Raw genomic sequence first — 27000 nt, forward strand, 5'->3', positions numbered from 1 at the left:
TCAGAAATTCGTCACCTGCGCGCAAAATTGACCCAAGTCAGACCCTGGCGGGCCGTTCACGCTACAACCTTCTCAGACGCCAGCGGTGGCGTGATCTGGAGGCACTATGAACATGCAGCCACCCCCCTACACAGACGCAAGCGAACACTGGGTCGAAAAACTGGCAGACGGCACGCCGGTACTGATCCGCCCCCTGCGCGACGAGGACCATGAGCGGGACAAGCGCTTCCTGAACACCCTGGCTTATGAATCGCGACGCTTCCGGTTCATTGCCGGGCTCAGCGCTGGCTTGCCCAATCTCGATGAGCAGTTGATGCAGGTCGACTACCACCAATGCATGGCTTACGTCGCACTTGCCCATGTAAATGGACGCCTGTGTCAGGTGGGTGTCAGCCGTTATGCCGCCATCCCCGGCAGCCGTAATTGCGAATGCGCGCTGGCGGTCAGTGAAGATTGGCAACGCAAGGGCCTCGGCAAGTTACTGTTGCAACACTTGATCGAGGCAGCCCGACGCAATGGCTTTCAGTGCATGATCTCCCGCGACCTGGCGAACAATTACGCGATGCACCGGCTGTCCAAGGCGTTAGGATTTGGGGCACGCTACTTGGCAGGCGATGTCAGCGAGATTCTTCACGAACTGGACCTGCAATCGTAAAGAACAAGGCCCTTTCGGGCCTTGTATTCAACCTTGCGAATGCTCCGGAGAAATCACCAGCACGCTGCTGGTCAACCGGTAGAGCATCCGCTCGGCAGTACTGCCGATGAACCAGCCGATACCATGGTGGTGATAACTGCCCATTACCAGAACATCGATGTCGTTGTTCTGCATGAACAGCCCCAAAACCTTGGCCGGATCCCCAACCCGCAGGTGTCGTTGCTCAACCGCGATACCATTGCGCTCGGCGAGCACCTGGAAGGCATCGCTCTGAGCTTCATGCAGCGTGCGCGCCTGGTTGGAATCGAACAGGAATGAATGCTCCCGGCTGCCGCCGGCATCCAGGTACATTGAACCGAGGTCATAGGCATACAGCAAGTCGATCCTGGCATTGCACTGCAGCGCGAGCTTTAGCGCTTCGCTGATGATCTGGTCATTGAACCCCTCGAACTGGTCCTCCGGCCGAGACAGGTCGACTGCCGCCAATATCCGCCTCGGCAGGGCATTGCTGGCCTTGTGCACAAGGTGCAGCGGGATCCGGGTTTCGCGCAGCAACTGGATGTCCAGTGAGGTGAACATCGCGCGCATCCACCAAGGCTCATGCTCGAACGCCTTGATCAGCATGGCAAAGGGCTGTTCGCGCAGGTGTATCAGGATCTCGTCTAGCGGGTGCTGGACCCACACCACTTCGGTGGTCACGGTGACGCCATTGCGGCGCATCGGCACCGCTTGGGTTTCGAGCCATTCACGGTGTTGCTGCACATACCCCTCGCGCATGACCGCCAGCGCCTGCTCATTGACCAAGCCCGCGGTGGCCAGGCCTTCGAGGTAGTCGAAAGCGACAATGTGCAAGGCCATCCCCTTGGCTTTAGCCAGCGCTGCAGCCCGGTCGTAGATCGGTGTCCGGCGCATCAAGGGCGAGGCGATGAAGAGAAGTCTTTGCGGGTTGGACATGGCACACCTCTACATTATTGATGGGCCACTCGATCATCTGCCAACGTCACGCAACGGGCTTGATGTTTATCAACTTCAATGCCCTGACCAACGGCCAGCGCTGCACGCTAGGCATTTGACCCAGATCAATGCTTCGAGGCTTTTTGCGCGCACGCTACCCCTAGCCAACAATCATCAGTATTGCCCGGAGGCGTGCGATGACCCTCATGAGAGCAGGTTTTTGTCGAGAAGAATCGTATCGTACTGGAGGACAAACCAGTGCCGGACATCGACCCGCTGGACGCGCTGGTGCGTATTACCACCACCACCCTGTGTGGCACCGACGTGCATATCCTGCGCGGCGAATACCCGGTAGCCAAAGGCTTGACCGTGGGCCACGAGCCTGTTGGTTACCCACCGTTTTAGTCTCGATGACATCGAGGCCGCTTATGAGTTATTCGCCCATCAGCGCGACGGCGTGATGAAGGTGGCCATCACCCCCTGACGTCCGCCGTTGCAGGCAGGAAGCCTTCGCTTTGCATCGATAGGCAGTCCTTTGTCTGACAGGCTCTGGAGGTTCCAATGAACGTCTATGTCGAGGAAATCCCCGAACAGCATCACTGGTGGGTTCACATGGATGACTGGCGGGTGAGTTTCACTAGCCCGCGTGAAGCTGAAGAGTTCGTGCAACGGCTATCTACCCGGCTGAACGCACCGCACCCGCTGAACATGATTGCTGGCTGGCAACCTCGTGCGGGCTTGACTGAGGGGGATACACCGCTTGGCAGCCCCGACAACGCAGAGCGCCGATGCGCCAGGGAAGCTTGACATGTCCGGGCTAATCGATGTCAAAGCACTTGATCAACCTGCGCCGATGCGACGGGCAACGCCCATCCACCTCAAACCCCTCTCGACGCTGTGCGAAGAGTGCCGCGTCAACGGTTTGTGCTTGCCGACCGGCCTACCCGCGCAAGATCACGATTGCCTGGGCGCTTTGATCGGCCCTCGCCTTCGCATCCGCAAGGGGGCGGCGCTGTTCAACGCCAACGACCCGCTGACAACGCTGTATGCGGTGCGCTGCGGCAGTTTCAAGACCAGCCTGAACAATGCCGAAGGCCAAGGCGTGGTGATCAACTTCTGGATGCCAGGTGAGGTGATGGGGCTTGATGCCATCGCCACCGAACACCATGTGTGCGACGCCGTTGCTCTGGAAGACAGCGAAGTCTGCCCCGTACCCTATCGCCGCCTGCAAGCCTTGGCCCGTGACGTGCCCATGCTTCAGCAAAGCCTCAATCGCCTGATGAGCCGAGAAATCGTGCGCGAGCATGAGCGCGTGCTGATGCTGTGCAACCTTACGGCCGAAGAGCGCTTGGCGAGTTTTCTGCTGGGGTTGTCCAGACGCTTCTACAACCGCGGCTATTCCGCCCATGGCTTCATGCTGCGTATGTCCCGCGAGGACATGGCGTCATACCTGGGCTTGCGCCTGGAAACCGTCTGCCGGTCGGTCGCCCGCTTGCGCGCGCAGGGTATTGTTACGATGCGCGGGCGGCTTGTCGAGATCCTCGACTTGCCTGCGCTGATGGCGATTGAACAAGGGTGCCGCGAGGCGCACCCAAGTGCGCCCTGCGCGATGCAGTGACACGCGCTCACGGTCCGGTGGCATTGGGCATCGACCTGCTGCCGGGCCCCGGAGGGCAGCAGAATGCGTTCAGCGCAAGTCTTGAGCGGGGCAGGCTGTGGCCTGAATTGAGCGTGAGATCGCAATCAGCTGCACACCTGCGGCGCAAAAACAGCACAATAGGACGATTTCAGTTATCGCAGGCTCATCCATGCTCTACGTTGTCATGCTCGGCGGACGCCATCCTCGCGCCAGCATTGAAGTTCACGATGTGGTATTTGCCCAGGCCGACTCGCTGGAGCAAACCTACCCCCTCTTGCGCAACGCCTGGTTCGGCAGCCCCAAAGGGTTGCACATCGACTCCTGGCTGGAAGTGCATGGGGTGGAGGGTTACCGCATCGAATTCAGCCAGGCTGCGCCCCAGCCAGGGGCCCTGCGCCTGTTCTTCCTGAACCTGGGGGGCTATGAGCGGCAGGTGTTTGGCGAAGCGCATCGCTACTTACTGGTGGCTGCTCCGGACAAAGCCGCAGCCAAGCAACTGGGTAAGCAGCGTATGGCGGCGGGTTGGTTGAAGCCCCATACCGACGCGGTGCTCGATGTCGACGATTGCTTACCGATTGACCTGCTGGAAGGGCGCTATGTGCACCTGGTTGAGGGGGAGCATTACGGCATTGTGCAACGGAGCGATTACATTCTGATTTGAGTGACAGGTCATCAACGCCTGTACGTTCCCTGCAGATGACACACGACTAAATCTCGCAACAGGGGGATCACATAGTCTCTTTGATTGTTTTGACCGTTATCGTTTTCGCGAAGAACCGCCGATTTGTTAACACATTCGCGCGGGTTTTAGCGTTTTCGCCTGTTCTCACCAGCGCAACAACCGGGGCCCCGCCAACGCCCCCACCAACGTGGGGACCAGCATGCCCAACAGGTACCAAGCCCCCCAGAACGGCACCTGCATTTCCGGGCAGTGCAGGCAATACGCCAAGGTTGCAGTCGAACCGGCTAGCAGCCCTGCGGCGCCACACCGTGGGTGGCCGAAGGCGTGCTGCTCTGCGGCGGCCTCGACGGCGTCAGCTATCAGCCGCTGGAAGCCGGGGGTTGCGCCTTTCTCGATGCCTGCGCGGCAGGCCATACGCTGGAAACCGCGTCGCAATGCGCCCAGCAACGCCAGCCCGACCTGGACTTCAGCGACCTGCTCGGCCGCCTGATGCAAGCCCGGGTCTTTCGCCCACTCTCATTCGCATGAAGGAATGGCCATGGACACCCTACGCCCCACTGCCCCGGCAATAAGCCTGCGCCAACGCTGGAACAGCCTAGCCGAACGCCTGCAATTACTGCTCAACGACACCGTGCTGTGCCTGGTCGCGCGCCTGGGTATCGCCTCGGTGTTCTTCATGTCTGGCCGAACCAAGGTCGAGGGCCTTCTGAGCATCACGCCCAGTACCTATGAGTTGTTCCAGAGCGAGTATGCGCTGCCACTGGTTTCACCCTGGCTCGCGGCCCACCTGGCGACCTATGCCGAGCACCTGTTCCCGCTGCTGCTGGTGCTTGGCCTGTTTACCCGGCTTTCGGCGCTGGCCCTGCTGGGCATGACCACGGTGATCGAGGTGTTCGTCTACCCGGACGCCTGGCCTACCCACCTGTCCTGGGCGGGCCTGCTGCTGTTGCTGGTGGCCAAGGGCGCTGGCGCGCTGTCACTGGACCGCGTGCTGCGGCTGCGCTGAACGCCGCCTATTTAGGCTCTGTACGAAACGTTTTGGGCGCGGGCTTGCCCCGCGAATGGGGCTACGCGGTGTATGGCACCGGCTTCGCCGGTGTTCGCGGGGCAGCCCGCTCCCACGTGCGTCAATTTTTAGAAATTGCGCAACAAAGCCTAAGACCTCGGGCAACCCGACGCACTGGCACGCACGGCGCTGGCGAGCTTCTGCAGGTTGGCCTGCTGGGCGCCGACCAAGCTGCCGACGCTGTTTTGCGCGGGGGTCTGCACGGAGGTGCGGCAGGTCATCTCGTCCTGCCCGGGGCGCTTCAGCCGCCACACCGCCTCCAGCAGTGCGTACTGGCCAGGGACTGAGTCGAAGCGCTGCACATCCACCCGCAGCAGTGTGCTGGGCGTGCCGCCGACCGGCCCGCCCAGCTGGTCCTGCAAGGCACTGCGGAACTCATCGACCAGGTTGGCGCCCCACCACTCAGTTTCGAGAATCACCAGGCTGCTCGTGCCCTGGCGGATCACCAACTGCGGGCGGTCCACCTGCGGCGGCATGCTGACCCGCTCGACCAGGATCTTCTCGCCCGCCGCGTGGCTGGGCTGCGCAGCGACCAACGTGTGGTAGTTGTTGGGCGCGCTGCGACAGCCCGCGGTCAGCACCACCAGCGTGGCCAGCAACAGGGTAGGCAACGTGCGCATCGGCTCTCACTCCTTGGGCGTGGTCAGGGTTGCACGTCGTCCGCGCCTGCCGCTTTTGGCCGGCCGCGAATGAGCGATTCGGGATGACGGCCGAGGTAATCCGCCAGGTCCCTCAGCGAACGGGACATGCGCTCCAACTCCTGCAGCGTGTCACCGAGTTTCTCCCGCTGCGGCGAGTTCTCGGAGATCGCTGAATTGGCCGTGCGCAGGGTTTTCTGCAGTTCATCCAGTGTGGTCGTCAGCCCAGGCAGGGTTTGCCCATCGACGCGCTTGGCCGCGCTGCGCAGTTCGCGCAGCGTGCCGTCCAGATTTCCGGCAATGCTTTCGAGCGGCAGCTTGCCAATACGCTCGACCACACCCTGCAACTGCTCTTGGAGTTTTTCCAGGCTGCCGGGCACGGTGGGGATGACGATGGGCTCGGCGCTCATGTCGAAGGCCACTTTCGGGGCGTCCGGATAGAAGTCCAGCGAGATGTACATCTGCCCGGTGATCAGGTTGCCACTGCGCGCCTGGGCACGCAGGCCGTGTTCGACGAAGGTGCCTATCAGGCGCCGGGCACCGGCGGCGTCGCCTTCTGCATGGTTGAACACCTTGAGCATTTTCTGGTGCACCGGCCCCAAGCGTTTCGGGTAGATCGCCGCATCGACCACCACAGGGAAGATCTGTTTCTTCGGGTCGTAATCCAACGTAATCGACGTCACCCTGCCAAATTCAACCCCTTTGAACTCCACCGGCGCGCCCACCGTCAGCCCGCGCATCGACTGGTCGAAGCGCAGGCGCAAGTACTGCGGGCTGCCCGTTGGCGGTGCGAGGGCCGCGTCGCGGTCGACGAACAGCTCGAACGCCTGCTGGTCGGCGGCGGGCTCGGCTGCAACGGCATATTCGGGCGTGCCGAAGGCCAAGCCGCCCATAAGGATCGACGACAACGACTGCGTCTCGACCTTCAGCCCGTTGGCGCCAATCTGCATGTCGATGCCGCTGGCGTTCCAGAACCGCGTATCGAGGGTGACGAAGGCGTCGTAGGGGGCCTGCACGAAAACGTCGATGTCCACGCCCCTGCCATCGGGCTGCAGCGCGTAGGACACCACCTCGCCCACCTGGATCCGGCGAAAATAGATCGATGAGCCGATATCCAGCGAGCCGAGGTCATTGGCGCTGAGCACGAAGCGCTTGCCCTTCTCGCCATAGGTGATGGCCGGCGGTGATTCCAGGCCGACGAAGGTTTTCGCGGGCTTATTCGACTCGCCGGCATCGGCGCCGATGAAACTGCCCGACAGCAAGGTGTCGACCCCAGATATGCCACCGGCGCCGATACGCGGGCGCACCACCCAGTAGCGGGCGCTTTCGGTGGCAAACGACTCCGCCTCTTTCGACAGCTCCACCTTGGCCACCACGCTTTTGTGGTCCGCCGCCAGCTCCACCGAGGTGACTTCGCCGATCACCACGCTGCGGTAGCGCACCTGGGTCTTGTGCGCCACCAGCCCCTCGCCGCTGCGAAAGGAAATCGAGATCACTGGCCCCTGTTCCATCCAATTGCGCACCACCAGCGAGGCGCCCACCAGCAGTGCCAAAATCGGCACGATCCACACCAGCGAGACACTGAAGCGGCGTGTGCGTACCTGCGCCTGGCCGGGCCCAGCAGGGTTCTCAGTCTCCAGCGCCATCGTGGTGCTCCCCGTCGTGTGGATGATCGTCCCAGATCAGGCGTGGGTCGAAGCTCATGGCCGAGAGCATGGTCAGTACCACCACCAGGCCGAAGAACAGGATGCCAGGCCGCGGCTCGATGGTGCCCAGCCCGCGCAGTTGCACCAGCGCGGCTACCAACGCCACTACCATGACGTCGAGCATCGACCAGTAGCCGATCAGCTCGACGAAGCGAAACAGTTGCGAACGTTGGCGACGCGCCCACTGGCTGCGGCGCTGGGCAGTGAACAGCAGCAGGCCAAGGGACACGAACTTGATGCCCGGCACACCGATACTGGCGATAAAGATGATCAGCGCGATGTCCCAGGCGCCCGCCTCCCAGAACTCCAGCACCCCGCCAACGATGGTGCTGTCGCTGCCCTGGCCGAGCATCTCGGTGCGCATCACAGGCAGCGCATTGGCCGGCACGTAGAAGATCAGCGCGGCAAACAGAAATGCCCAGCCCCGGGCGATCGGGTTGGCCTTGCGCCGGTGCAGCGGCGCGCCACAGCGGTCGCACTGGTGCTGGCCTTGGCGCAGGTCGCAGGCCTGGCCGCAGCCGTGGCACAGGCACAGGTGCAGTTGCTCGGCCAGCGCCGGGGCGCTCATACCTGCACCCACAAGTCGCGAATATCGCGGCCGGCAATGAAGATCATCAACACGCTCAACGCCGCCAGCGCGATCAGCCCAATCCCCGGGATCACCTCAAGTAACCCTGCCAGCTTGATCACCGCCACCATGGCGCCCAGCAAGCACACCTCCAGCATGCTCCAGGGCCGCAACCCCTCCAGCGCCCGCATGCAAGCGGCAAACCCCGGCGCGCGGCGGTTGCCTAGGGCAAACCCTAGCACCCAGCACAACAGGGCGATCTGTAGCACCGGGGCGAAGATGATCGCCAACGCCAATACCAGGGCGATGAAGGTGATGCTGCCGTGGCTGAGGATCTGCACCGAATCCCACAAGGTGGCCGAATTGCTCAAGCCGCTCATGCTGATCGTCATTACCGGGTAGGCGTTGGCGAAGACCAGCAGTACCCCGCCGGTGATGCACAACGCCAGACGCTGCTGGACATTCAGTGGGTTGTGGCGATAAAGCACGCCGCCGCAGCGCTGGCAGCAGGCACTTTGATGACGGTGCAATGGCGTGCGCCGGTACACGGCGTCGCAGTACTCGCAAATGATCACATCATCCGCTCGGGCCATGCATATCCCCAATAACAACGCGTTGGCAGCGGTCACGTACGGACATTGAACCGAAATGGCGCTTGCATGCCAGCCAAGATTAGCCAAAGGCCTGGCGAACTGCTTATTTCAGCTGTACGCATTTGACGACATCCGTGGCTCGCTAGTCATTTTTCAACATACTCAGGCAAGTCCAACGGATTACGCAGCCTTGCAGGGAGTCGTCAATGTTCGACTTTATCGTGAATGCTTTGCGTGCCAATCCAGAAATCGCCGTGTTCCTCGCCATTGCGTCCGGCATATTGCTAGGGCGTGTGAGGATTGGCAGTTTTCATCTAGGCTCGGTGGCAGGCGCTTTGCTCATGGGGCTGCTAATCGGGCAGATCGGGCTGCAAGTGCCGCATGATCTCAAGTCGGTGTTCTTCGCCCTGTTCATCTATGCCGTGGGGTTCAAGAGCGGCCCTGAATTCTTCGGCAGCCTTAATCGCGGCACACTAAAGCTGGTGTTGATGTCTGTGATTCTTTGCGCAACAGCGCTGGCAGTCATTCTGGCGATGAACGTACTGTATGACTTCGACGCAGGGTTTACCGCAGGCCTGGGGGCTGGTGCCCTCACCGATACTGCGATCATGGGCACTGCCGGCAGTGCCATTGCCCAGTTGCCCCTGGACGCCGCAGCCAAGGCCGAACTGAACAGCCACATGGCCGTTGCCTACGCCATCACCTATGTGTTTGGCACTGTCGGGCTGATCGTCTTCGTCGGCAGCCTGGCCCCGCGCTTGCTCGGCGTCGACCTGCGGGCAAGTGCGCAAGCGCTTGAGCGCGAACTGGGCATCGAGCGCAACGAAGAGGCCATCAGCATCCCCTATACCCGTATCGTCGTACGCGCACATCGCTTTACCGCCTCATTGGCCCCAGGCCTGAGCATTGCTGACATCGAGGCGCGCCACCCCTCGCTGACCATCGAGCGTGTTACCCGTGCCGGGCAGCATCTGCCGCGTGCCCCCGCGCTGGTGCTGGCAAACGGCGATATCCTTGGCATCTACGCCCTGCGTGATGCAGTCAGTGATCTGCATGACTGGATCGGCCCGGAGGTGGATAACCCTGAGAGCCTGTCATTCCCCACCCGCAGTGCCGACATCGTACTGACCAACCCCAAGCTGGTTGGCCATACACTGCACCAGATCAAGGCGGCGCTGACCGATACCGAACGCATGGGCTGCTTCCTCACCGGCATCACCCGCCAAGGCCTGAACTTACCGCTGCTGCCAGAAACGGTCCTGCGCCGCGGCGATCTCATCAGCCTCACGGGGCGCGCAGCCAGCGTGGAAGCGCTGGCCGCACAACTGGGGCGGATTCGCGAGCTTAGCTACCGCAGTGATATCGCCCTGCATGCGCTAGGGCTGGTGGCTGGCTCGCTGGTTGGCCTGCTGTCCACCCACATCGGAATGATCCCGGTGGAGTTGGGTATTGGCGGCGGAGTACTGTTGGCGGGTTTGCTGATCGGTTGGTACAACTCGCGACACCCGGAACTGGGTGCGATGCCTGCAGCGGCACAATGGGCATTTTCCGAGTTCGGTCTGACGGCGTTTGGTGCCGTAGTGGGTCTGCTGGCGGGCCCTGCGGCGCTCTTCGCGATCAAAGAACAAGGTTTTGCCCTGTTGGTTGCAGGGGCGCTCGTTACCCTCATTCCGCCTTTGGTCACCCTATTTTTTGGCCGTTATGTACTGCGCTTGCACCCGATGATCCTGTTCGGTGCATTGGCGGGTGCGCAGACTGAGGCAGCCTCGATGAACAAGATCATCGAACAGTCAGGCAGCAACACCCCTGTCATAGGGTTTACCGTCTGCTATGCCGTTTCCAATGTATTGCTGGCGGTGTGCGGCCCGATCATCATCGCGCTCGCCTGAATGGGCTTTAAGAGTTGCGCGGGAATATCTGTCGTCTAATGTATTAACGCGGACCAACGCCGTTGCTTCTCGTTCTAATCGGCGTCGATGTCATGAAATGAGAGGCCTAGTCTGGAGCCTCTTCATTCAATACAACTACCCTGCTTATCTTGCACATAGTTCGCTGGTCTTTACCGTAAACCCGATACAGCGCGTCATATCGAAAAAGGAGCTGGTGATATGAGCTACCGCACTCGTCTGCTCGGCAAGCAGACACTCGCAATGGCCTGCGCAGTGCTGTTGTACGGTAACGATGCAAGCGCCGGTGGCATCCTCATCTACGAAGCCGGCCAGGAAGGCAATGGCCTGGCCAACGCCGGTTCTGCAGCGCTGGCAAACGATCCCAGCGTATTGATGAGCAACCCGGCCGGTATTACCCAGCTCAAGGGCACGCAGATCAGCGCCAATGCCCAGGTGATTCTCGGCGACCTGCGTTTTTCACGCGACAGCAATAACCAGTTCGACGGCAATGAGGGCGGCGATGCCCTGCAATACCTGCCCGGTGCAAGCCTGTTCATCAGCCACCAACTGGACGAACGCTCGGCTATCGGTTTTGGCATGTACGGCAATTTCGGTCTGGCCTTGGACTATGACGATGACTGGGCAGGCCGCTATTTCACTCAGGAAGCCGCCGTGATAGGGATGTCGCTGCAACCCACTTGGGCCTACAAGTTCACCGACGATCTGTCTATTGGCATCGGCCCACGCATCATGGTCGGTTACTACCGTACCGAAATGGCCATCAATAACAACTTGCTGGGCCTGGCCGACCGGCCAGACGGCCAGCTGGAATACAAGGACACCGATGTAGGGGTTGGCGTCAACCTCGGCCTGATGTACCAAATTGATGCCCGGACCCGCGTCGGCCTAGCCTACACCAGCAAAGTCAAACTCGAGTTCGAGGATAAACCGCACCTCAGCGATATCAACAACCCACTGCTCAATGCTGCGCTACGCCGGCTCGAAGTGGATTCGTTGGAACTGGACCTTAACGTGCCCCAGACGGTGACCTTCAGCATTGCCCATCAGCTCGACGATCAATGGACCTTGCTAGGCAGCCTGAACTGGCAGGACTGGAGTGATTTCGGCGATGTCGGGGTGGACGTCGACAGCAACGCTGGCGGCACCAGCCGTACTGTCGACCGCCAATACAAGGACACCTGGCACGCCTCTGTAGGCGCGCAATACCAGGCCACCCAGCAATGGCGCTGGAGTGTAGGCCTGGGTTATGACAGCTCTGCTGTGGATGACAAGGACCGCACCGTCGACAACCCCATGGGCGAAGCCTGGCGGTTGGCGGCGGGGGTCAACTACCAGGTCGACGAAGGCCTCGATCTGCACCTGGCCTATACCTTGGTGTGGCTCGGCAACATGGATGTCGAGCAGACCAAGGCCCGTTCCGGCAATACGTTGTCCGGCAGTTATGACAACAGCGCGCTGCACATCGTCGGTGGCGGCGCGACCTGGCGTTTCTGAGGTAACCGCACGGCCGCAGGGCACCGAACCTAGTGAGAAGGAGAAGCTGCATGAACACCAAAACGTTGGCTGCATCGCTGTGCCTGGCAACGCTCATGCTGCAAGGCTGTGCCAGCAAGTACGTGGAATCCGACCAGTACTCGGGGTTTCTCAAGGACTACAGCGTACTCAAGGAAGACAAGTCGCCCTCGGGGGCCCCGGTCATGCGCTGGATCAAGCCTGGCGTCGACGCCAAGCGCTACACCAGCGTTTACATCGAACCTAGCCAGCTCTATCCCAAGCCGCAACCGACCGAAAAGGTTCCACAGTCGACTTTGCAAGGCATCACTCAGTACTACGACCAAACCCTGAAGAACCACTTCTCCCAGGTACTACCATTGGCCACCAGCCCCGGACAGGGTGTGCTGGTAGTACGCCCGGCGATCACCGCCGTCAGCGCCCAGACTAAAAGCCTGCGGCCGTATGAAGTGATCCCTATCGCGCTGATCGCCGCTGGCATCAGCACCGCAACCGGTATCCGTGACCAGGACACCAGTATTGCCACCGAAGCCGCGTTCCTCGATGGTGAAACCAATCAGGTGGTGGCTGAGGTGGTGCGTAAAGGTGCAGGGACCGAACTTGATAATTCCTCACAAGTGATGCAGGCCAAGGATGCCAAGGCTGTACTCGATGGATGGGCAAAAGACATGGTCGGCTCATTCCAAACCTTGAGAAAGTGAGCCGTTCACCCCGCTGCGGGGCGGAGCCTGCAGCGGGGTGTGTGGAACCGGTCCAGTAACAACGGAGGCGCGATTCTATGGAAAGCATTCGCGGCAGCGCGCTACTTCAATTCGACCAGTTGCTGGCCGAGCACGGTGCCGTGCAACGGGATTTCCTGGCACCGTTGCAGATTGGCCTGGACGTGGTTGGCAGCTACGGCAAGACCTTGCCTTACCTCAGCCTGGTGCGCTTGTTCGAGGGCAGCGCGCATGCCTTGAGCCTGCCCCGCTTCGGCCTTGAACTGGCCCTGCGCCAGGGCTCCACCTTAGTGGGGCCTTTGCAGCACCTGGCGCGGTCAGCGCCCACAGTGGGCCATGCGCTGATAGCGGTGATCCGCTACATGCGCCACTACAGCGCTGCCATCCATTACCGCCTGGAGCACCGTGCAGGGCAGGCATTGCTGTACTTCGACAATGGCCAGCCAGGGGCTGAACAGATGCCACAGATCGTCGAAAAATCGGTGATGGGTGCACAGCTGCTGATCGCTGAGCTGCGCGGCGCGCCGCTGCGCCCCAAAGCCGTGACCTTCCGCCACAAGGCGCTGGGCGACGCCGACGGTTACCGACGCTATTTCAATTGCCCGGTTCTGTTTGGTCAGCACCACAACTGCCTAGTGCTGTCAGCGGATATCTTGCTGGAAGGGTCTGTCAGCCATGACCCGACCTTGCACGCCATCGTCCGTCACTACCTGGAAAACCAGGCGGTGCATTGCGACAGCCTGCGCGCGCAAGTGGAGCGCAAGATCCAGATGTTGCTGCCCAGCCAACGCTGCACCCTGGACCAGGTAGCCCTGGCGTTGGGCCTCAACCCCCGCACCTTGCAACGCCGCCTGGCCAGCGAGGGTATCGACTTTGAGGACTACTTGGATGGCCTGCGCCGCCATCAGGCCCAGCAGATGTTGCGCAGCACCACGTTGTCGGTGGGGCAGATTTCCAGCGAATTGGGCTATCGCCGCACCACCTCCTTCTGCCGTGCTCACCTGCGCTGGTTCGACATGACCCCACTGGAACACCGTCGCCTGCACGGCGACCCGGTGATTGCTGCGCTTTAACCGACGCTACCCACCCCCTCAGATGCCATCGGCATCCCCATCTGGCCTGCGCGCCGGTGCTGTGAACCACTTCTCGCGCGGCACCCACTTCTCTTGCTGCGGGTCACCCAGGTAGTGCGGCGACATGATCTGTACGCCGTGCTCGTTGAACACATCCTGGATGTTGGCATGCAGCAGGCTCAGCAACTCCGCCCGTGGCCGCGGTTCGCTTGGCACAGCCTGGGCCACCAGGCGGTATTCGGGGTAAAAGTCCGACAGCCCGGTCTGAAACACTTGCGGCTTGGGTTTTTCGAGGATGCCTTCGGTGCGCTCAGCAGCCGCCACTAACATCGCCTCCACCTGTCGCCAGGGTGTGTCATAACCGATGGTCACCACGGTATCGATGATATAGCCATGGTCCTGTACCGCACGGGAATAGTTGCGCGTCACGGCGCCGGTGATCATCGAGTTGGGCAAGGTCAGCACCTCGCCCAGCCCGGTGCGGATCGTGGTGTTGAACATGCCGACTTCGGTTACCGTGCCTTCGTTGTCACCGACCCGCACATACTCGCCAGCCTTCAACGTGCGCGAATAGGTCAGAATCAGCCCCGCCGCCGCCTGGCCCACGACACTGGAGGCACCCAGTGAAATCATCAGCCCGAGCAGCACTGACAGGCCTTTGAAGGCATCGGTGCCCGAACCCGGCAGGTATGGGTAGGCCATGACCAGAGCAAACAGCCAAATGGCCAGCGAGATCAGGCGCATGGTGGGCTTCAGCGTCTCTTCGGTCAGCCATTTGAGTGTGCCTGGGCGTGCCATGCGCTCCAGCACGCGCCGGCTGAAGCTGCTGATGCCGCGGGCGATGAAGAAGATCGTGATGGCCACGGCAATCCCGGGGATGGCCTGCAAAATGCCGTCAAGCAAGTAGCGCAGCAGGTCGAGCAGGTGCACGTTGAGGCTTTCACCCCACGGCCGGGTATAGGGGAACTGCGACAGCACAAAGCTCAACTCCTGGTAACTCAGCAACAGCACAACCGCGAGGTACAGCAGCCGCAACAGGCTGTCGATCAGCCGATACACGTACTGCATGTCGAACAGCGGCATCTGCCCAACGCGAATCTGCCGGGCGCGTTCGCGCATCAGTTGCGGCAGCCGCCCCCGCAGCTTGTGTCGGGCCAGGTGGGCGCCCTTGATCAAGGCCAGGTAGATCAGCGTGGCCAAGGCCGACAAGCCCAAGGCCTTGAGCAGAAAATGCAGGTTGCGTGCCTCGCCCGACTCCTCGACCACCTGGCGCAACACCGCCGCGGCCTGTTCGGCTGCTTCGCGGGTGTCAGCGCCGCTGATTTCAAGGTCCTGGGGCGCAACGATGAACGCACGCCGGCCCCCCAGCAGCACCAGGTGGCTGCTGAGGATCGGGTCGACGCTGACCTTTAACTCGTCGGTGCCGCGCAGGGCCTCTTCGATCACTGCCGCAGCCCGCTGCGCTCGGGCAGCCGGGGTCTCCCCCAGCAAGGTCGCGTGGAAGGTGAAAACGCTGCGGTTGGCGATCGTCAGCTCGGCCGGCTCGGCAGGGATGCCTTCGGTGGCGATGGTGGCGGCGTCATTACCCTGCCCCACCATGGGCAAGAAGGCCAACAGCACCAGCAACACGCGAAACAGGTGATTCATCGCTCACTCCCTGGCCTGCGGACGCACGGCATCCTTGTAGTGATAGCACAGCTGTCACTGACCGCCTGCTGCCCCTAGAAACCAGTGAAAGTAAGGATTGTCGCCGTCACTGCGGGCCAGCTCACGCGCCTCGCGGGCCCAGGCTTGGCGATTGCCGTTGTAGGCATGCAGGCTAAGGCTGTAGAAGCGCGCCAGCGTGTCCCATTGGTCGTTCACCGCACTGGCGAAGGCGGGCTCGTCACCTTGCAAGGGCGGTGCGCTGCGCAGGGCCAGCAAGGCCGGCAGCACGCGGGTGATCTCCCGCGGTCGCACCCAGTTGGCGTACTCGATACGGGGCTGGTCATCGGTGACCGGCAACGCGTTCGCAGCGTAACGCTCAAGGCCGGCACGGTCGGTGATCCAGGTGGCCAACAGGGCCTGCGCCGAGTCGATGCCAACCTCGGCCAGGGCTGCCGCGACGGCGGGTTGCGCAAGGCGCTGGCGAATGCGCGATACGTTCAGTTGCAGCGGCTGCAGCGAGCCGATCAATAGCATCTCGTGAAACTCAGTGGTCCACAGTGAGGCATGCGGAAACACGTCGATGAAGCTGCGTACCAGCGCGCGGCTGTCCTCATCGTTCTGGGTCGGCAAGGGCAGCCATTGGGCCACCAGCCCGCCAGGCTGCAGGCGCGAGGCGGCCAGTTGGTAGAAATCACGCGAATACAGGTTGACCACCCCGGCCGCCGAAGGGGGTGGCGGCTCCAGCGTCACCAGGTCGTAGCGCTGCTCGCTGCGCAGCAATTCGCGGCGGCCATCGCGCAAGCGGATATCCAGCCGCGGATCGACGACCGCTGCGTAGTTGCCTTTGAACAAGGGCGCCGCCTGCAGGACTTCAGGCAGCAGTTCGGCGACCACCGGGCGCTCCAGCCCCGCATAGCGCAGCATGGCACCTGCGGTAATGCCGGTACCAAACCCGATCACCAGCGCCGAGCGTGGTTCACCGCTGTGGATCAACAGCGGCAGCAAGGCTTGCAGGCGCATATAGCGCAGCGACGGCATGGCATCGCCCGTGTTCGATACGCCCTGGATGTAAAGGCGGCTGAACGTCTTGCCTGGACGCCCTTGAGTAACCACCGCCACGGTGCCGCCCTTACCTTCGTGGTAAAAAGTGAGCTGGCCGTTACGCGCGCCAGGCAACAGCTCGGCCAGGCGCTGTGGAGGCGTGAGAACGGCTACCAGCAGGGTCGCCACTGCCACCACCCCCACAACAATGACTGTTGGGCGCCGCACGCCAGGCCCACGCCAGACAGCAACCAGAGCTACCAGCGCAGCGACGCCGGCCAGCACGCCCAAGGCGCGCACCAAGCCAACCTGCGGCACGAGTACGAAGCCGGTGAGCAATACGCCAGCGATGCCACCCAAGGTATTGAGCGCCACCACGGCCCCCACGTCACGGCCGACATGGCCGCTGTCCACCGCCAGTCGCAGGGCTAGCGGAAACGCGGCGCCGAGCAAGGTCGTCGGCAGCAGCACCATGCACACCGCGGCCATGGCGAAGCGCGCGCACATGCCCGCCAATTCGCTGCCGAACAGTTGCAGGGCAACGCCTTCGGCTTGGGTCTGCAGCAGCACCAGCCAGCGCCCAAGCCCAGCGATCTGCAGCAATGCCAGCAAACCGGCGACGGCTATCAACAGGCCAAACAGGCCCCATGGGTCACGGATGCGATCGGCACGCCGCGCATACACCGCACTGCCCGCGAGCAAGCCACCGAGATAAGTCGCCAACACCACTGCGAAGGCAAAGGCGCGAGTACTCATGAACGGCACGATCGATTGGCTCCAGACCAATTCGTAGCCCAGCGCCACGCCCCCGGCAATGCAGTACAGGCCGATGGCAAGCCGTGCTTGTGCGGTACGGGGCGCTGAAGCCAGGTTGCCAGGCGCTGGCAACGCCGTATCGCGATGGCGTGCCAGCCACGCGCCTAAGGCAGCCAGCAGGTTCAGCGTGGCGGCGGCACAGGCGCTGCCGGTAACGCCCAGGCGCGGCAGCAACACGAAGGCGGCCAGCAAGGTACCCGCAATGGCACCGGCGGTATTCGCGGCATACAGGCGCCCGCCCGCCTCTGCCAGTTGCCCCGTGGCCGGTGCCAATGCACGCACCAGCACCGGCAACGTGCCGCCCATCAAAAACGCGGGTAAGCCGACCATCATGAACGGTAAAGCCCAGGCCAGCAGGCCCACGCTGGCCTCCAGGCGGGCGAACGGGCCAGCGGCTTGGGCTAGGCCAAGGGTTGCGGCAATGCCGAGCAGGGCCACGGCCAACTCTAGGCACACATAAAGCCGCACCGGGCGCCGCAACCGGTCGGCCCAGCGCCCGAACAGCAGGCCGCCCAGCGCCAGGCCGGCGAAGAAGGCACTGATGCCAGTGGCCACGGCGTGCACTTCGACGCCGACCACCAGCGACAGTTGTTTGATCCAAAGTACCTGATAGACAAGGCCGGCAGCGCCAGAGAAGAACAGCAGCGTGGCCGGCAAGGCCCACAGCATGCGCGCCTTGGAATGGTCTTTATCGATAACAGCGCGGGTTGCTGCGGATGATGCCATGCAGGGATGCCTTGTCGGGTAGAGAGATGCCGAGGCTGCCTTGCAGCCCATCGCCGGCAAGCCGGCTCCTATAGGGAGCCGGCCGCATCGGTGTTACTGGCTCTTCATCTTTTCTTCGATCTTTTTGTCTACGTCAGCACGGATCTGGTCGATGCTGAAGCTGGCTGGTCGCTGGCTCGGTGGGTACTCCACGAAGGTCTGCAGGAACGCTGCCGCTTTTCTCACGCCATTGAAAATCAAGAAATCGTTCTTGGTGAGCCAATCATAGTACTGATCCGACACCACATCAGCCCGCTCGTAAGGGTCCATGCGAAGGTTGAACATTTTTGGAACACGCAGGCACACGAACGGCTCGCTCCACACTTTCAGGCCGCCTGGCGCACGCTGCTCGCAGAACACGATCTTCCAGTTGTCGTAGCGCATGCCGACCAGGTCGCCGTCGTCGCTGAAGTAGTAGAACTCGTTGCGCGCGCTCTTTTCGGTCTTGCCAGTCAGCATGTCCAGCTGGTTGTAGCCGTCCAGGTGCACCTTGAAGGTCTTGCCACCCACGTCGGCGCCTTTGAGCAAGCGGTCTTTGATGTCGGTGTCACCCACGGCCGCGAGCAAGGTCGGGAACCAGTCCAGGCCCGATATCATCTGGGTGTTGACGGAGTCTGGCTTGATCTTGCCTGGCCAGCGAATCATGGCAGGTACGCGGAACGCGCCTTCCCAGTTGGAGTTTTTCTCATTGCGGAAGGGCGTGGTCGCGGCATCCGGCCAGGACCACTGGTTGGGGCCGTTGTCGGTGGTGTAGACGACGATGGTGTTGTCGGCGACCTTCAGGTCATCCAGCGTCTTGAGCAGCTTGCCCACATCACCATCGTGCTCCAGCATGCCGTCGGCGTAGTCATTGCCAACCATGCCACTCTGCCCCTGCATGGCCTCGCGCACATGGGTGAACGCGTGCATGCGCGTGGTGTTCATCCAGACGAAGAACGGTTTGTCTGCCTTCACTTGCTTGTCGATGAAGTTGATCGCGGCCTGGGTGGTCTCGTCATCGATGGTCTCCATGCGCTTCTTGGTCAGCGCCCCGGTGTCTTCGATCTTGCCGTCGGCACTCGACTTGATGACACCGCGTGGCGATGCAGCCTTGACGAACTCCTGATCTTCCTTGGGCCAGAACGCCCGTTCCGGCTCTTCTTCTGCATTGAGGTGATACAGGTTGCCGAAGAACTCATCGAAGCCGTGGTTGGTGGGCAGGTATTCGTCACGGTCGCCTAGGTGGTTCTTGCCAAACTGCCCGGTGGCATAACCCTTGGCCTTGAGCGCCTGGGCGATGGTCACGTCACGCGCCTGCAGGCCCACTGGCACGCCCGGCATGCCAACTTTGGACAGCCCTGTGCGCAGCGTGGCCTGGCCTGTGATGAACGTCGAGCGCCCCGCCGTGCAGCTGTTTTCGGCGTAGTAATCGGTGAACATCATGCCTTCCTTGGCGATTCGGTCGATGTTGGGCGTCTGGTAGCCCACCACCCCTTTGCCATAGGCGCTAATGTTGGTCTGGCCGATATCATCGCCGAAAATCACCAGGATATTCGGCTTGTCCGCCGCGCTGGCAATGCCAGCGCCAAGGGTCGCCGTGGCCGCCAGGGCGACCGCCGACAACCAGGTTGTACTGGACTTCATAGTTATGCTCTCCGTATGCAATCACTGCTGTAGTCCACGACTTCGGGCACACCGGTTGCGGCCGGCTTGCTGTGCTCCTGCGGCTTTGTTTACCCATTGGAATGGTCACTGCGAATCGAAGGGATAGACTCGGCGCCATTCCCGCGCCATGTCCACCACGGTCCAACCCTGGGTTTGCGCCTGGTCGAGCGCCTTGTCCAACCGGCCGAAATGGCTCTTGCGGTCGTAGGCCCACTCGCGGCGCTGGTCCGTATGGTGCACCAGGCCGGCAAAACGCGCGCCTTGGCCGGCCATGGTCCATTGCAACATCTGCAGGTCACCGTCTGAGTTGCCGAACGCCAGGATCGGCCGGCGGCCAATGACGGTATCGATGCTGACCGGCTTACCAGGGCCGTCATCGTTGTGCTGAATATTGGGCAGGCGCTGGATGCTCAAGGTACCTACCTGGTCCTCGAACTTGGCGCCCAATGTGGTACCGATGACCTGCTCGGGCGGTATGCCGTAGACCTCTTCGGAGAAGGCCCGCATGAAAGCCACCTCACCGCCCGAAACGATGTAGGTCTTGAAGCCATTAGCGCGCAGGTAGCCCAGCAGTTCGAGCATCGGCTGGAACACCATCTCTGTGTAGGGCCTGCCCGAGCGCGGATGGCGGGCGCTGGCCAGCCATTTACGGGTAACCGCGGTGAACTGTTGCGTGCTCATGCCCGAATGGGTGGCGGCGACGATTTTCAGCAAGCCGTCCATGCCCTGGGCGGCGAGTGCCTGTTGATCGTTCTCCAATACCGCCTTGAACGGCTGCTCGTTGCGCCATTGCGGGTGCTGAGGGGCAAGGCGCTTGACCTCGTCCAAGGCAAACAGCAGTTCGAAATACATCGGCTGCTCGCTCCACAACGTCCCATCGTTGTCGAACACGGCGATGCGCTCGGCAGGCGCGACATAGCGCGGGCCCCCTTCAGTGGTGACGTCCTTGACAAAGGCCAGGATGGCCGTGCGTGACGGGCCCTCGCGCCAGGCGGGCAACGGATCGGCTGCCTGGGCAAGCAGGGGCAGCAGGCAGAGCACAAACCACACACTGCGCACGAAACGCAGATCACGCTTGAAGTGACGCATCTGGCCCTCCTTGAGCTGTATTCCACATTTCAGGGATTAAGGTCCCGCAGCCCATTTTTATCGGGGCGTGACTGCGGGTGCGTACCGAGTTGCTGGCGCAGGGCCGACAACAGACGCCGCCGGGCATTGGTGGTAAGCCCCTGGCCGCGGTGCGGACCATAGGCAGCCTCGAAAAAGGCTAGCAAATCCGCCCCGCCAGGAGGATGTTCACTTGACGACAAGGTGCGCTGCCCGCTGGCCCGCCGAAACCACAGGTAGAGGCCATCGAGGCGAGCAGGCTCATGGCCGCATTGCCGCCACGCCTGGCGCCAGGCATAGCCTTCAGACGCCAGCCAGGCCTGCCGCCGCCGCAGCCGCCAGGCGCGCAGCCATTGCCAGCCAGCCTGGCCATAGGCACGCCCGGCCCAGGACAACCCACCCAGTAACAGCAGCGCCAGCGTCAACAGCAGCCCATGGCTGGCAATGCTGACCCGGGCGTTCTGGCCCAAGGCGCGCAGGTCTTCAGCAAGCGAGAACGGCGCCTGGTACACGCCCTCCTCTGCCACCAGCTCCACCGCTGGTACCGAAACACTGTGCTGCTCACCCGTGGCCGCGTCCCACCATTGCAGGTTGATGGCGGGTAAGCGATAACGGCCGGCTGCCGTGGCTACGTAGCTGGCGCTGTCATCGCGCTGACCGCCCAACGTGCCGCCACGCCCATCACTGAGCGGCTTGACGCTAGGCGTCTGCAGGTAACGCTTGAGTCCGTCGACCTCGGCTAAGACCGGTGCCGGCAGCAGCATCGCCTGCGTGCCTTCAGCGTCGACATGCACGTGCCGGGTCACGCTGTCCCCCACACGCAGCGGCTGGTGGGAATACTGGACCTCCTGGCTCAGGTGCACGCTACGCGCCACCAGGTGTTGGCCGCCACTGCTGCCCGCCAGGGCCTTGGCCTCGAACGACAGTGGCTGGCTGGTGACCGCCTGCGGCCCGCCACTGGGGCCAGGCTGCACGCGAAAGGTCAGCGCCGGGATGTCGAAGCGCTGCGCCTGGGTCGGGGTGATCGCGTAGCGGTAGCGCAGGCCGAAGAAGGCCTTGCCCTCGCGTTTTTCGTTGAGGTGCTGGGCTTCGCCACTCGGTGGGCTGACGACCGCACCCGGCAGTTGCAGCGCGGGCAATACGGGGGCATCGGTGAACCAGGTGTCGACCAGCAGGTCGACTTCCAGGCTGAGTGTGGCGCCGGTCATGACCGTGGTGCTTGGCACCAGGCGCGTTTCCACCCGCACCTGTGGGTCATCCGCTACCGCCCAACCCGCCAGGCAGCACAACAGCAAGGCCCAGCGCCTCATGGCGCCTCCTTCGCCGCCTGTTGGCGGGCGGCGTCCTGAATGGAAAACTTGCGTTTGAGAAACTGCGCCGGTGACGTGGTCAGGTTATCCAGCCACAGCTGGTCCGATGCAGCCTGCGGGGTGGTCTGTTGCTGCGTTTTGCCGCCCGAGGGCGTCTGGTCTTCGACGACCTTGTCGGGCTTTTCAGTGGGCGGGCCTTGTTCCTGTTGATCCTCAAAATCCTTGAGCAAGGCCTCGGCCAACGCCAGGTTGGCCTTGGCTTCTGTAAACGACGGCTGCAGGCGCAGGGCCTGCTGGTAGGCGGCAATCGCCTGTGGGAACTTGAACAAGCGTACATAGCTGTTGCCCTGGTAGAACCAGGCAGGGGCACTATCGACCTTGCCCAAGCTGACCAGCGCTGCCTCAAAATCAGCCGCCTGGTATGCCGCCACGCCTTTCCAGTAAGGGTCGTGAAACCGCGTTGCCGCCTGCGGATAGTGGCCCTGCTCGAACGCCCAGCGCCCTTGCTGGTCGGCCGTGAAAAACGCATCGGCCAGCGCACCGGCCCTTGCCGGCTCAGCACTGCCGCCCAACAGCAGGGCCAGCAACATCCCGGGCAGCCAGTTCACCCGCCAGCCGCGCCGCAGGGTTGCCAGCACTACCAGCAGCAACGGCCAGCACAGCCAATAACCGGCGTCCTTCCAGTGCAACTGGGCATCGTCGCCCTGGGCAGCCTTGAAGTGACGTTGAGCATGCAGCTCGACCCAGTCCAGGTCGTCATCGTTCAGCGATAGGCTGCCCAGAGGCGCATTGGCCGCCTTGGCGAGCCCCTTCAGGCCCTGCTCATCGAAGCCTGCCGCAGCCGACTGACTGCCAACCGCCAACACCAATACTTGCAAGGGCGAGCCTGAGACGCGTTTAGCAATCGCTGGAAATTGGCTGGCATCACCGCCATCGGTCAGCAGCACCAAAGTGCCCGGCGTCTGCTCAGCCGCCAGCAGCTTCAAGGCCAGGTCTATCGCGCCCAAGGCATCCTTGCCCGGGGTGCTCATCAGGTCCGTGGCCAGTGCCTGGATGAAGGTATCGAGCAACGCCGGATCCTCGGTGACAGGAAGCACCAAGTGGGCATTGCCGGCATAGGCGATGAGTGCGGTACGGGCGCCCGCACGGCGCAGGACCAAGTCGTGCAGGGTGTGTTTAGCAGCCGCCAGCCGAGTGGGCGGCACATCGTCGGCATCCATCGACGGCGACAGGTCCACGGCGATGATCAAAGGGGCGCGGTCATCGAGAAAGTCGGGGGTGTCCTGCACCCAGGTCGGCCCGGCAGTGGCCAGACCTCCAAGTACCAGACTGGCCCCCAACAGGTGCACCGGGCGCAAACGCCGCTGTTCCTTTGGCGTAATCATCAAGTGCTCGACCAGGTGAGGCGCGATGATGCCCTCCAATTGTCGGCACAGATCATGCCGGCGCAGCCACAGCAGAGGCAACAGCAGGCCCGGCACGATCAGCAGCAACCACAGCGGCCGCAGGAAATGGAACGCAGAGGGGTCGAAGGTCATGCCGGCGGTGCTCCGGGCACTGGCCGGCGGCCGACCAGGCGGGCGTGCGCCAAGGCCAGCAGGTGGGCCACCAGCAGCAATCCTAGCGCCAGGCCCAACGGCCAAACGAACAAGTCACGCTTGGGTTGGTGGCTGAAGGTCTTGACCTGATGCGGGGTCAACCGGTCCAGGGTCGCGTAGACCTGCTGCAACGCCTGGCGATCATCGGCGCGAAAGAATTGCCCGCCAGTAGTACGCGCAATGCCTTGTAGGGCCGCCAGGTCGACCTTGTCATCGCCGGTCGCAGCTGGGTCACCGATACCAATGGTATGTACCACGATACGTTTTTCATGGGCCAGGCGAGCCGCGTGTTCGGGGGTGATTGCGCTGCCAGTGTCGTTGCCGTCAGTCAGCAGGATCAGCACCTTTTCCTGCTCGGGTGTGTTGGTCAACGCCTTGATGGTGAGCCCGATGGCATCGCCCAGTGCGGTGTTCGGCCCGGCCATGCCGATGCCAACTTCATCCAGCAGCATCAGCAGGCTGGCGTGGTCGAGGGTCAAGGGCGCTTGAGGGTAAGCGCCGGTGCCGAACACGATGAGGCCGATGCGGTCGTCCTTGCGGCGCATGATGAAGTCGCGCACCACCAACTTCACCGCAGTCAACCGATCGGTTCGCTCGCCGTTGGCGTTGGTGTAGTCGTTGGCCTGCATGGACTGGGAAATATCAATGGCCAGCATGATGTCGCGGATCGGTCGCTCCCGTTCAATCGGCCGCTCCACCCATACCGGCCGTGCGCAGGCCGCTACCAGAAGCCCCCACACCAGCAGGTTCAGCCACAATTGCCAGCGCCCACCCGCTGCACTCGCCTGCCCCGGCTGCTGCCCGGTGGCGCGGCTCATCGCCGCAAAAAACGGCACCCGCAATGCACTGCGGCTTTCGCTATAGGGCTGCGACAGACGATAGGCCAGCCAAGCAGCTGGCAACAGCAAGAACACCCACGGGTAATCAAACTGCCACATGGTGCCCCTCGATCCAGCATCGGCTGGTGCTGTACAACGCAGCGACCTGCTGCGCATCGAGCGCGAGCAGTTGGGCATCGGGCGCATACGCGACCGTTTGCAGGGTTTGCACAAAACCGGCAGGTAACGGCTGACCGGCGCGCTGTTCAAGAAAAGCCTGCCATTGCGCGCCGGCCAGGCTGGCCACAGGCGGCGGATCTGGCAGCGACAGCGCCACCCGTTTTAGCAGCACGGGCACTTCCCGCAGAGCGGCCAGGCGCTGATCACCCTCGGCCTTGGCCAGCAGATCAAGATACTGCAAGGCTTGGCGGCGATAACGCTCGCGCGACCAACGCCGCCAGCGCAGGGCCACCCAGACCAGGAGCAAGGCCAGCATCACCAGCCCCATCACCAACCACGCCCAGGTGTGCGGCAGGTAACTGAACGGCGGCGTGCCAGGTGCCAGCTCGCGCAACTGGTCGATTGACGGTATGACGGCAGTGCTCATCGCGGTACCTGGGCCAGGCGGCCCAGCTCCCTGCGCAGTTGTTCAAGGCTGTCCTCGGCGGTATTGATCAGCATCAGCGGTACCTGGCTGCGGCGCAGCAGCGCTTCTACATCGCGCAGGCGCCCGGCGAGAAAATCACCCAGCGGTTTGCTAACCCGACGCCTGCCCACTTCCAACTCCACCTGCTGCGCACCCTGGGTCACGTTCACCCGCCCCCTGTCCGGCACTTGCAATGCGATGGGGTCGTACACCTGCAGGGCGATCACATCGTTGTGCTGGCGTAACTGGCGCAGCAGCGGCAAGGTTTGCTCGCTGATACCCGCGAAGTCGCTGATGATGCAGATCAAGTGATCATGGCCTGCCGAGGCAACGCAGGTGCGCAACACCTTGTCCAATTGGCCATCTGCGTCTTCGCTGGCGAACGCCGTCAGCGCGTGGTTGGCCCTGACCACTGCACTGCACAGGGCCTCGACCCGCGCGCGACTACGCAACGGCCGCACGCGCTCCACCCGCTGATTGCCGAACACCAGGCCACCGACCCTGTCACCGGCGTGAAACGCCATCCATGCACACAACGCCGCCAACTGCGCCGCAGTGACCGACTTGAAGTAGCGTTGGGAGCCGAAATACATGCTCATGCGCTGGTCCACCAGCACCAGCGTAGGCCGGTCGCGCTCTTCGGTGAAGGTGCGCACGAAGGGCTTGCCGTAACGCAACGAGGCGCGCCAGTCCAAGTGGCGCAAGTCGTCGCCGGGGATGTAGTGACGCAGCTCGTCGAAGCTCAAGCCGCGCCCACGCAGGCGCGAGGCATGGTTACCGGAAAGGATGCTCGACAGCGGCTGCCGGGCGACGAAACTCAGCCCCCGCGCGCGCGCCTCCAGCCCCACCAGTTCAGTGAGCGAGGCGTAGACAAAACCGTCAGGCGTAACGCTATTAGCGGGCATGAGCGTGTCCGTCAGGCCGGAATGGCCACCTTGTCCAACAACCTGTCGATAACCTGGTCTGCCGCCACGCCGTCGCTGACCGCGTCGTACGACAGTTGCAGCCGGTGGCGCAAAACCGGGTGCACCACCGCGCGCACGTTGTCCGGTGAAACAAAGTCCTGGCCGTTGAGCCAGGCATGTGCGCGTGCCACCCGGTCAAGGCTGATGCCACCGCGCGGGCTGGCACCGATGTTGATCCAGCGCGCCAGCTCGGCATCGTAGTCGCCTGGGTGACGGGTCGCGTTGATCAGGTCGATAAGGTAACGGTCAATCGCCTCGGCAACATGCACCCGCGCCACCTCGCTGCGGGCATCGAAGATCACTTGCTGGGCCAGGCGTACAGGTTGCGCGGCGCCTGCGTGGGTGGCCTGGTCCTCGGCACGCACCAGGCGCAGCACCTGGGTTTCGTCGTCAGAGTGCGGGTAATCCAGGTGCAGCTTCATCAAGAACCGGTCCATCTGCGCCTCGGGCAACGGGTAAGTGCCTTCCTGCTCGATGGGGTTCTGGGTGGCCAGCACCATGAACAGCCCCGGCATCGGATAACTTTGCCCGGCCACGGTGATCTGGCGCTCTTCCATGGCCTCGAGCAAGGCCGCCTGGACCTTGGCCGGGGCACGGTTGATTTCGTCGGCGAGTATCACGTTGCCGAACAGCGGCCCAGGTTGAAAGCTGATCTTGTTGCCCTCGGCCGACTGCTGCAGGATTTCGCCGCCCGTGATGTCCGAGGGCAGCAGATCGGGGGTGAACTGGATGCGCCGCATCTGCGCTTCCAGGTGCGTGGCCAGGGCCTTGACTGTGCGCGTCTTGGCCAGGCCCGGCAGGCTTTCGAGCAGCACATGGCCGTTGGCAAGCAGCCCCAGCAGTACATGGCGAATGGTCTCGGCCTGGCCGAGGACCTTCTCGGCGACCGACGCTTCCAGCGCTTTGACGTGTTCATGGGTGTTCACTG

The 27000-nt window shown here is 62.6% G+C and carries 24 protein-coding genes and 2 pseudogenes; 10 read left to right on the top strand and 16 right to left on the bottom strand.

The window, feature by feature from the left end:
• Positions 1 to 112 precede the first annotated feature (112 nt).
• A complete protein-coding gene (locus tag HU764_RS14775; RefSeq protein WP_225935658.1) occupies positions 113 to 655 on the top strand; it encodes a GNAT family N-acetyltransferase in 543 nt (180 codons plus the stop codon).
• Between the two features lie 27 nt (positions 656 to 682).
• Here HU764_RS14775 and HU764_RS14780 read toward each other — a convergent pair whose 3' ends face one another.
• Positions 683 to 1609, bottom strand: coding sequence for a universal stress protein (locus HU764_RS14780; RefSeq protein ID WP_186683067.1), 927 nt, complete (start codon positions 1607 to 1609; stop codon positions 683 to 685).
• A gap of 237 nt (positions 1610 to 1846) precedes the next feature.
• On the opposite strand from HU764_RS14780, the pseudogene HU764_RS14785 reads away from it, so the two are divergent.
• From HU764_RS14785 to HU764_RS14800, 4 genes and pseudogenes are all read left to right on the top strand, one after another.
• Positions 1847 to 1999, top strand: a pseudogene (locus HU764_RS14785) (alcohol dehydrogenase catalytic domain-containing protein); the annotation flags it as partial.
• 171 nt (positions 2000 to 2170) lie between these two features.
• Complete coding sequence (locus HU764_RS14790; protein WP_186704121.1) at positions 2171 to 2416, top strand: hypothetical protein; 246 nt, start codon at positions 2171 to 2173, stop codon at positions 2414 to 2416.
• Between the two features lies 1 nt (position 2417).
• A complete protein-coding gene (locus tag HU764_RS14795) occupies positions 2418 to 3227 on the top strand; it encodes a helix-turn-helix domain-containing protein (RefSeq protein ID WP_186704122.1) in 810 nt (269 codons plus the stop codon).
• Between the two features lie 190 nt (positions 3228 to 3417).
• Positions 3418 to 3909 carry a DUF1543 domain-containing protein gene (locus tag HU764_RS14800; protein WP_186683073.1) on the top strand — a complete coding sequence of 164 codons (492 nt, stop codon included), beginning with the start codon at positions 3418 to 3420 and terminating at the stop codon, positions 3907 to 3909.
• A 165-nt stretch (positions 3910 to 4074) separates the two neighbouring features.
• On the opposite strand, the pseudogene HU764_RS14805 reads toward HU764_RS14800, so the two are convergent.
• Positions 4075 to 4230: pseudogene (locus HU764_RS14805) on the bottom strand (NrsF family protein); the annotation flags it as partial.
• Between the two features lie 238 nt (positions 4231 to 4468).
• Between HU764_RS14805 and HU764_RS14810 the strand changes: the two are divergent.
• Positions 4469 to 4936, top strand: coding sequence for a DoxX family protein (locus tag HU764_RS14810; protein ID WP_027596417.1), 468 nt, complete (start codon positions 4469 to 4471; stop codon positions 4934 to 4936).
• 149 nt (positions 4937 to 5085) lie between these two features.
• Here the strand turns inward: HU764_RS14810 and HU764_RS14815 are convergent, their stop codons facing one another.
• Genes HU764_RS14815 through HU764_RS14830 form a run of 4 tightly spaced genes read right to left on the bottom strand, consistent with a single transcriptional unit; the run spans position 5086 to position 8501 of the window.
• Entirely contained in the window at positions 5086 to 5616 is a 531-nt protein-coding gene (locus HU764_RS14815) for a PqiC family protein (protein ID WP_099429619.1), read from the bottom strand.
• 23 nt (positions 5617 to 5639) lie between these two features.
• Entirely contained in the window at positions 5640 to 7280 is a 1641-nt protein-coding gene (locus HU764_RS14820; RefSeq protein WP_186704123.1) for a PqiB family protein, read from the bottom strand.
• Entirely contained in the window at positions 7264 to 7908 is a 645-nt protein-coding gene (locus tag HU764_RS14825; protein ID WP_099453829.1) for a paraquat-inducible protein A, read from the bottom strand. Before HU764_RS14825 ends, HU764_RS14820 begins: the two co-directional genes overlap by 17 nt.
• Positions 7905 to 8501, bottom strand: a complete 597-nt coding sequence (locus tag HU764_RS14830; RefSeq protein ID WP_186704124.1) for a paraquat-inducible protein A — start codon at positions 8499 to 8501, stop codon at positions 7905 to 7907. The genes HU764_RS14825 and HU764_RS14830 overlap by 4 nt, the downstream gene beginning before the upstream one ends.
• A 206-nt stretch (positions 8502 to 8707) precedes the next feature.
• On the opposite strand from HU764_RS14830, the gene aspT reads away from it, so the two are divergent.
• The 4 genes from aspT (at position 8708) to HU764_RS14850 (ending at position 13715) form a co-directional block, all read left to right on the top strand.
• Positions 8708 to 10390, top strand: a complete 1683-nt coding sequence (gene aspT, locus HU764_RS14835; protein WP_186704125.1) for an aspartate-alanine antiporter — start codon at positions 8708 to 8710, stop codon at positions 10388 to 10390.
• Between the two features lie 261 nt (positions 10391 to 10651).
• The gene (locus tag HU764_RS14840; RefSeq protein ID WP_186704143.1) at positions 10652 to 11905 is read left to right on the top strand and encodes an OmpP1/FadL family transporter; all 1254 of its coding nucleotides are present in this window, start codon (positions 10652 to 10654) and stop codon (positions 11903 to 11905) included.
• A 50-nt stretch (positions 11906 to 11955) separates the two neighbouring features.
• On the top strand, positions 11956 to 12624 hold the full coding sequence (locus HU764_RS14845) for a DUF3313 domain-containing protein (protein ID WP_186704126.1): 669 nt from the start codon (positions 11956 to 11958) through the stop codon (positions 12622 to 12624).
• 77 nt (positions 12625 to 12701) lie between these two features.
• Positions 12702 to 13715 (top strand): AraC family transcriptional regulator, encoded by a 1014-nt coding sequence (locus HU764_RS14850; RefSeq protein ID WP_186704127.1) that lies wholly within the window; start codon positions 12702 to 12704, stop codon positions 13713 to 13715.
• Between the two features lie 18 nt (positions 13716 to 13733).
• Here the strand turns inward: HU764_RS14850 and HU764_RS14855 are convergent, their stop codons facing one another.
• The 10 genes from HU764_RS14855 to HU764_RS14900 all read right to left on the bottom strand — a co-directional run bounded on the left by HU764_RS14855 (position 13734) and on the right by HU764_RS14900 (position 26998).
• On the bottom strand, positions 13734 to 15362 hold the full coding sequence (locus HU764_RS14855) for a mechanosensitive ion channel family protein (RefSeq protein ID WP_186704128.1): 1629 nt from the start codon (positions 15360 to 15362) through the stop codon (positions 13734 to 13736).
• Positions 15363 to 15416: 54 nt separating this feature from the next.
• Positions 15417 to 17945 (bottom strand): fused MFS/spermidine synthase, encoded by a 2529-nt coding sequence (locus tag HU764_RS14860; protein ID WP_186704129.1) that lies wholly within the window; start codon positions 17943 to 17945, stop codon positions 15417 to 15419.
• A 93-nt stretch (positions 17946 to 18038) separates the two neighbouring features.
• Complete coding sequence (locus HU764_RS14865) at positions 18039 to 19607, bottom strand: arylsulfatase (RefSeq protein WP_186704130.1); 1569 nt, start codon at positions 19605 to 19607, stop codon at positions 18039 to 18041.
• A gap of 105 nt (positions 19608 to 19712) precedes the next feature.
• Entirely contained in the window at positions 19713 to 20717 is a 1005-nt protein-coding gene (locus tag HU764_RS14870) for an HAD family hydrolase (protein WP_186704131.1), read from the bottom strand.
• Between the two features lie 29 nt (positions 20718 to 20746).
• Entirely contained in the window at positions 20747 to 22045 is a 1299-nt protein-coding gene (locus HU764_RS14875; protein WP_186704132.1) for a hotdog family protein, read from the bottom strand.
• Positions 22042 to 23583, bottom strand: coding sequence for a VWA domain-containing protein (locus HU764_RS14880; RefSeq protein ID WP_186704133.1), 1542 nt, complete (start codon positions 23581 to 23583; stop codon positions 22042 to 22044). Before HU764_RS14880 ends, HU764_RS14875 begins: the two co-directional genes overlap by 4 nt.
• On the bottom strand, positions 23580 to 24581 hold the full coding sequence (locus tag HU764_RS14885; RefSeq protein WP_186704134.1) for a vWA domain-containing protein: 1002 nt from the start codon (positions 24579 to 24581) through the stop codon (positions 23580 to 23582). Before HU764_RS14885 ends, HU764_RS14880 begins: the two co-directional genes overlap by 4 nt.
• Positions 24568 to 25068, bottom strand: coding sequence for a DUF4381 domain-containing protein (locus HU764_RS14890; RefSeq protein WP_186704135.1), 501 nt, complete (start codon positions 25066 to 25068; stop codon positions 24568 to 24570). The genes HU764_RS14885 and HU764_RS14890 overlap by 14 nt, the downstream gene beginning before the upstream one ends.
• Positions 25065 to 26012 carry a DUF58 domain-containing protein gene (locus HU764_RS14895; RefSeq protein ID WP_186704136.1) on the bottom strand — a complete coding sequence of 316 codons (948 nt, stop codon included), beginning with the start codon at positions 26010 to 26012 and terminating at the stop codon, positions 25065 to 25067. Before HU764_RS14895 ends, HU764_RS14890 begins: the two co-directional genes overlap by 4 nt.
• A gap of 11 nt (positions 26013 to 26023) precedes the next feature.
• On the bottom strand, positions 26024 to 26998 hold the full coding sequence (locus HU764_RS14900; protein WP_186704137.1) for an AAA family ATPase: 975 nt from the start codon (positions 26996 to 26998) through the stop codon (positions 26024 to 26026).
• Positions 26999 to 27000: the final 2 nt, after the last annotated feature.

Source organism: Pseudomonas kermanshahensis, from assembly GCF_014269205.2.
Lineage (GTDB): Bacteria > Pseudomonadota > Gammaproteobacteria > Pseudomonadales > Pseudomonadaceae > Aquipseudomonas > Aquipseudomonas kermanshahensis.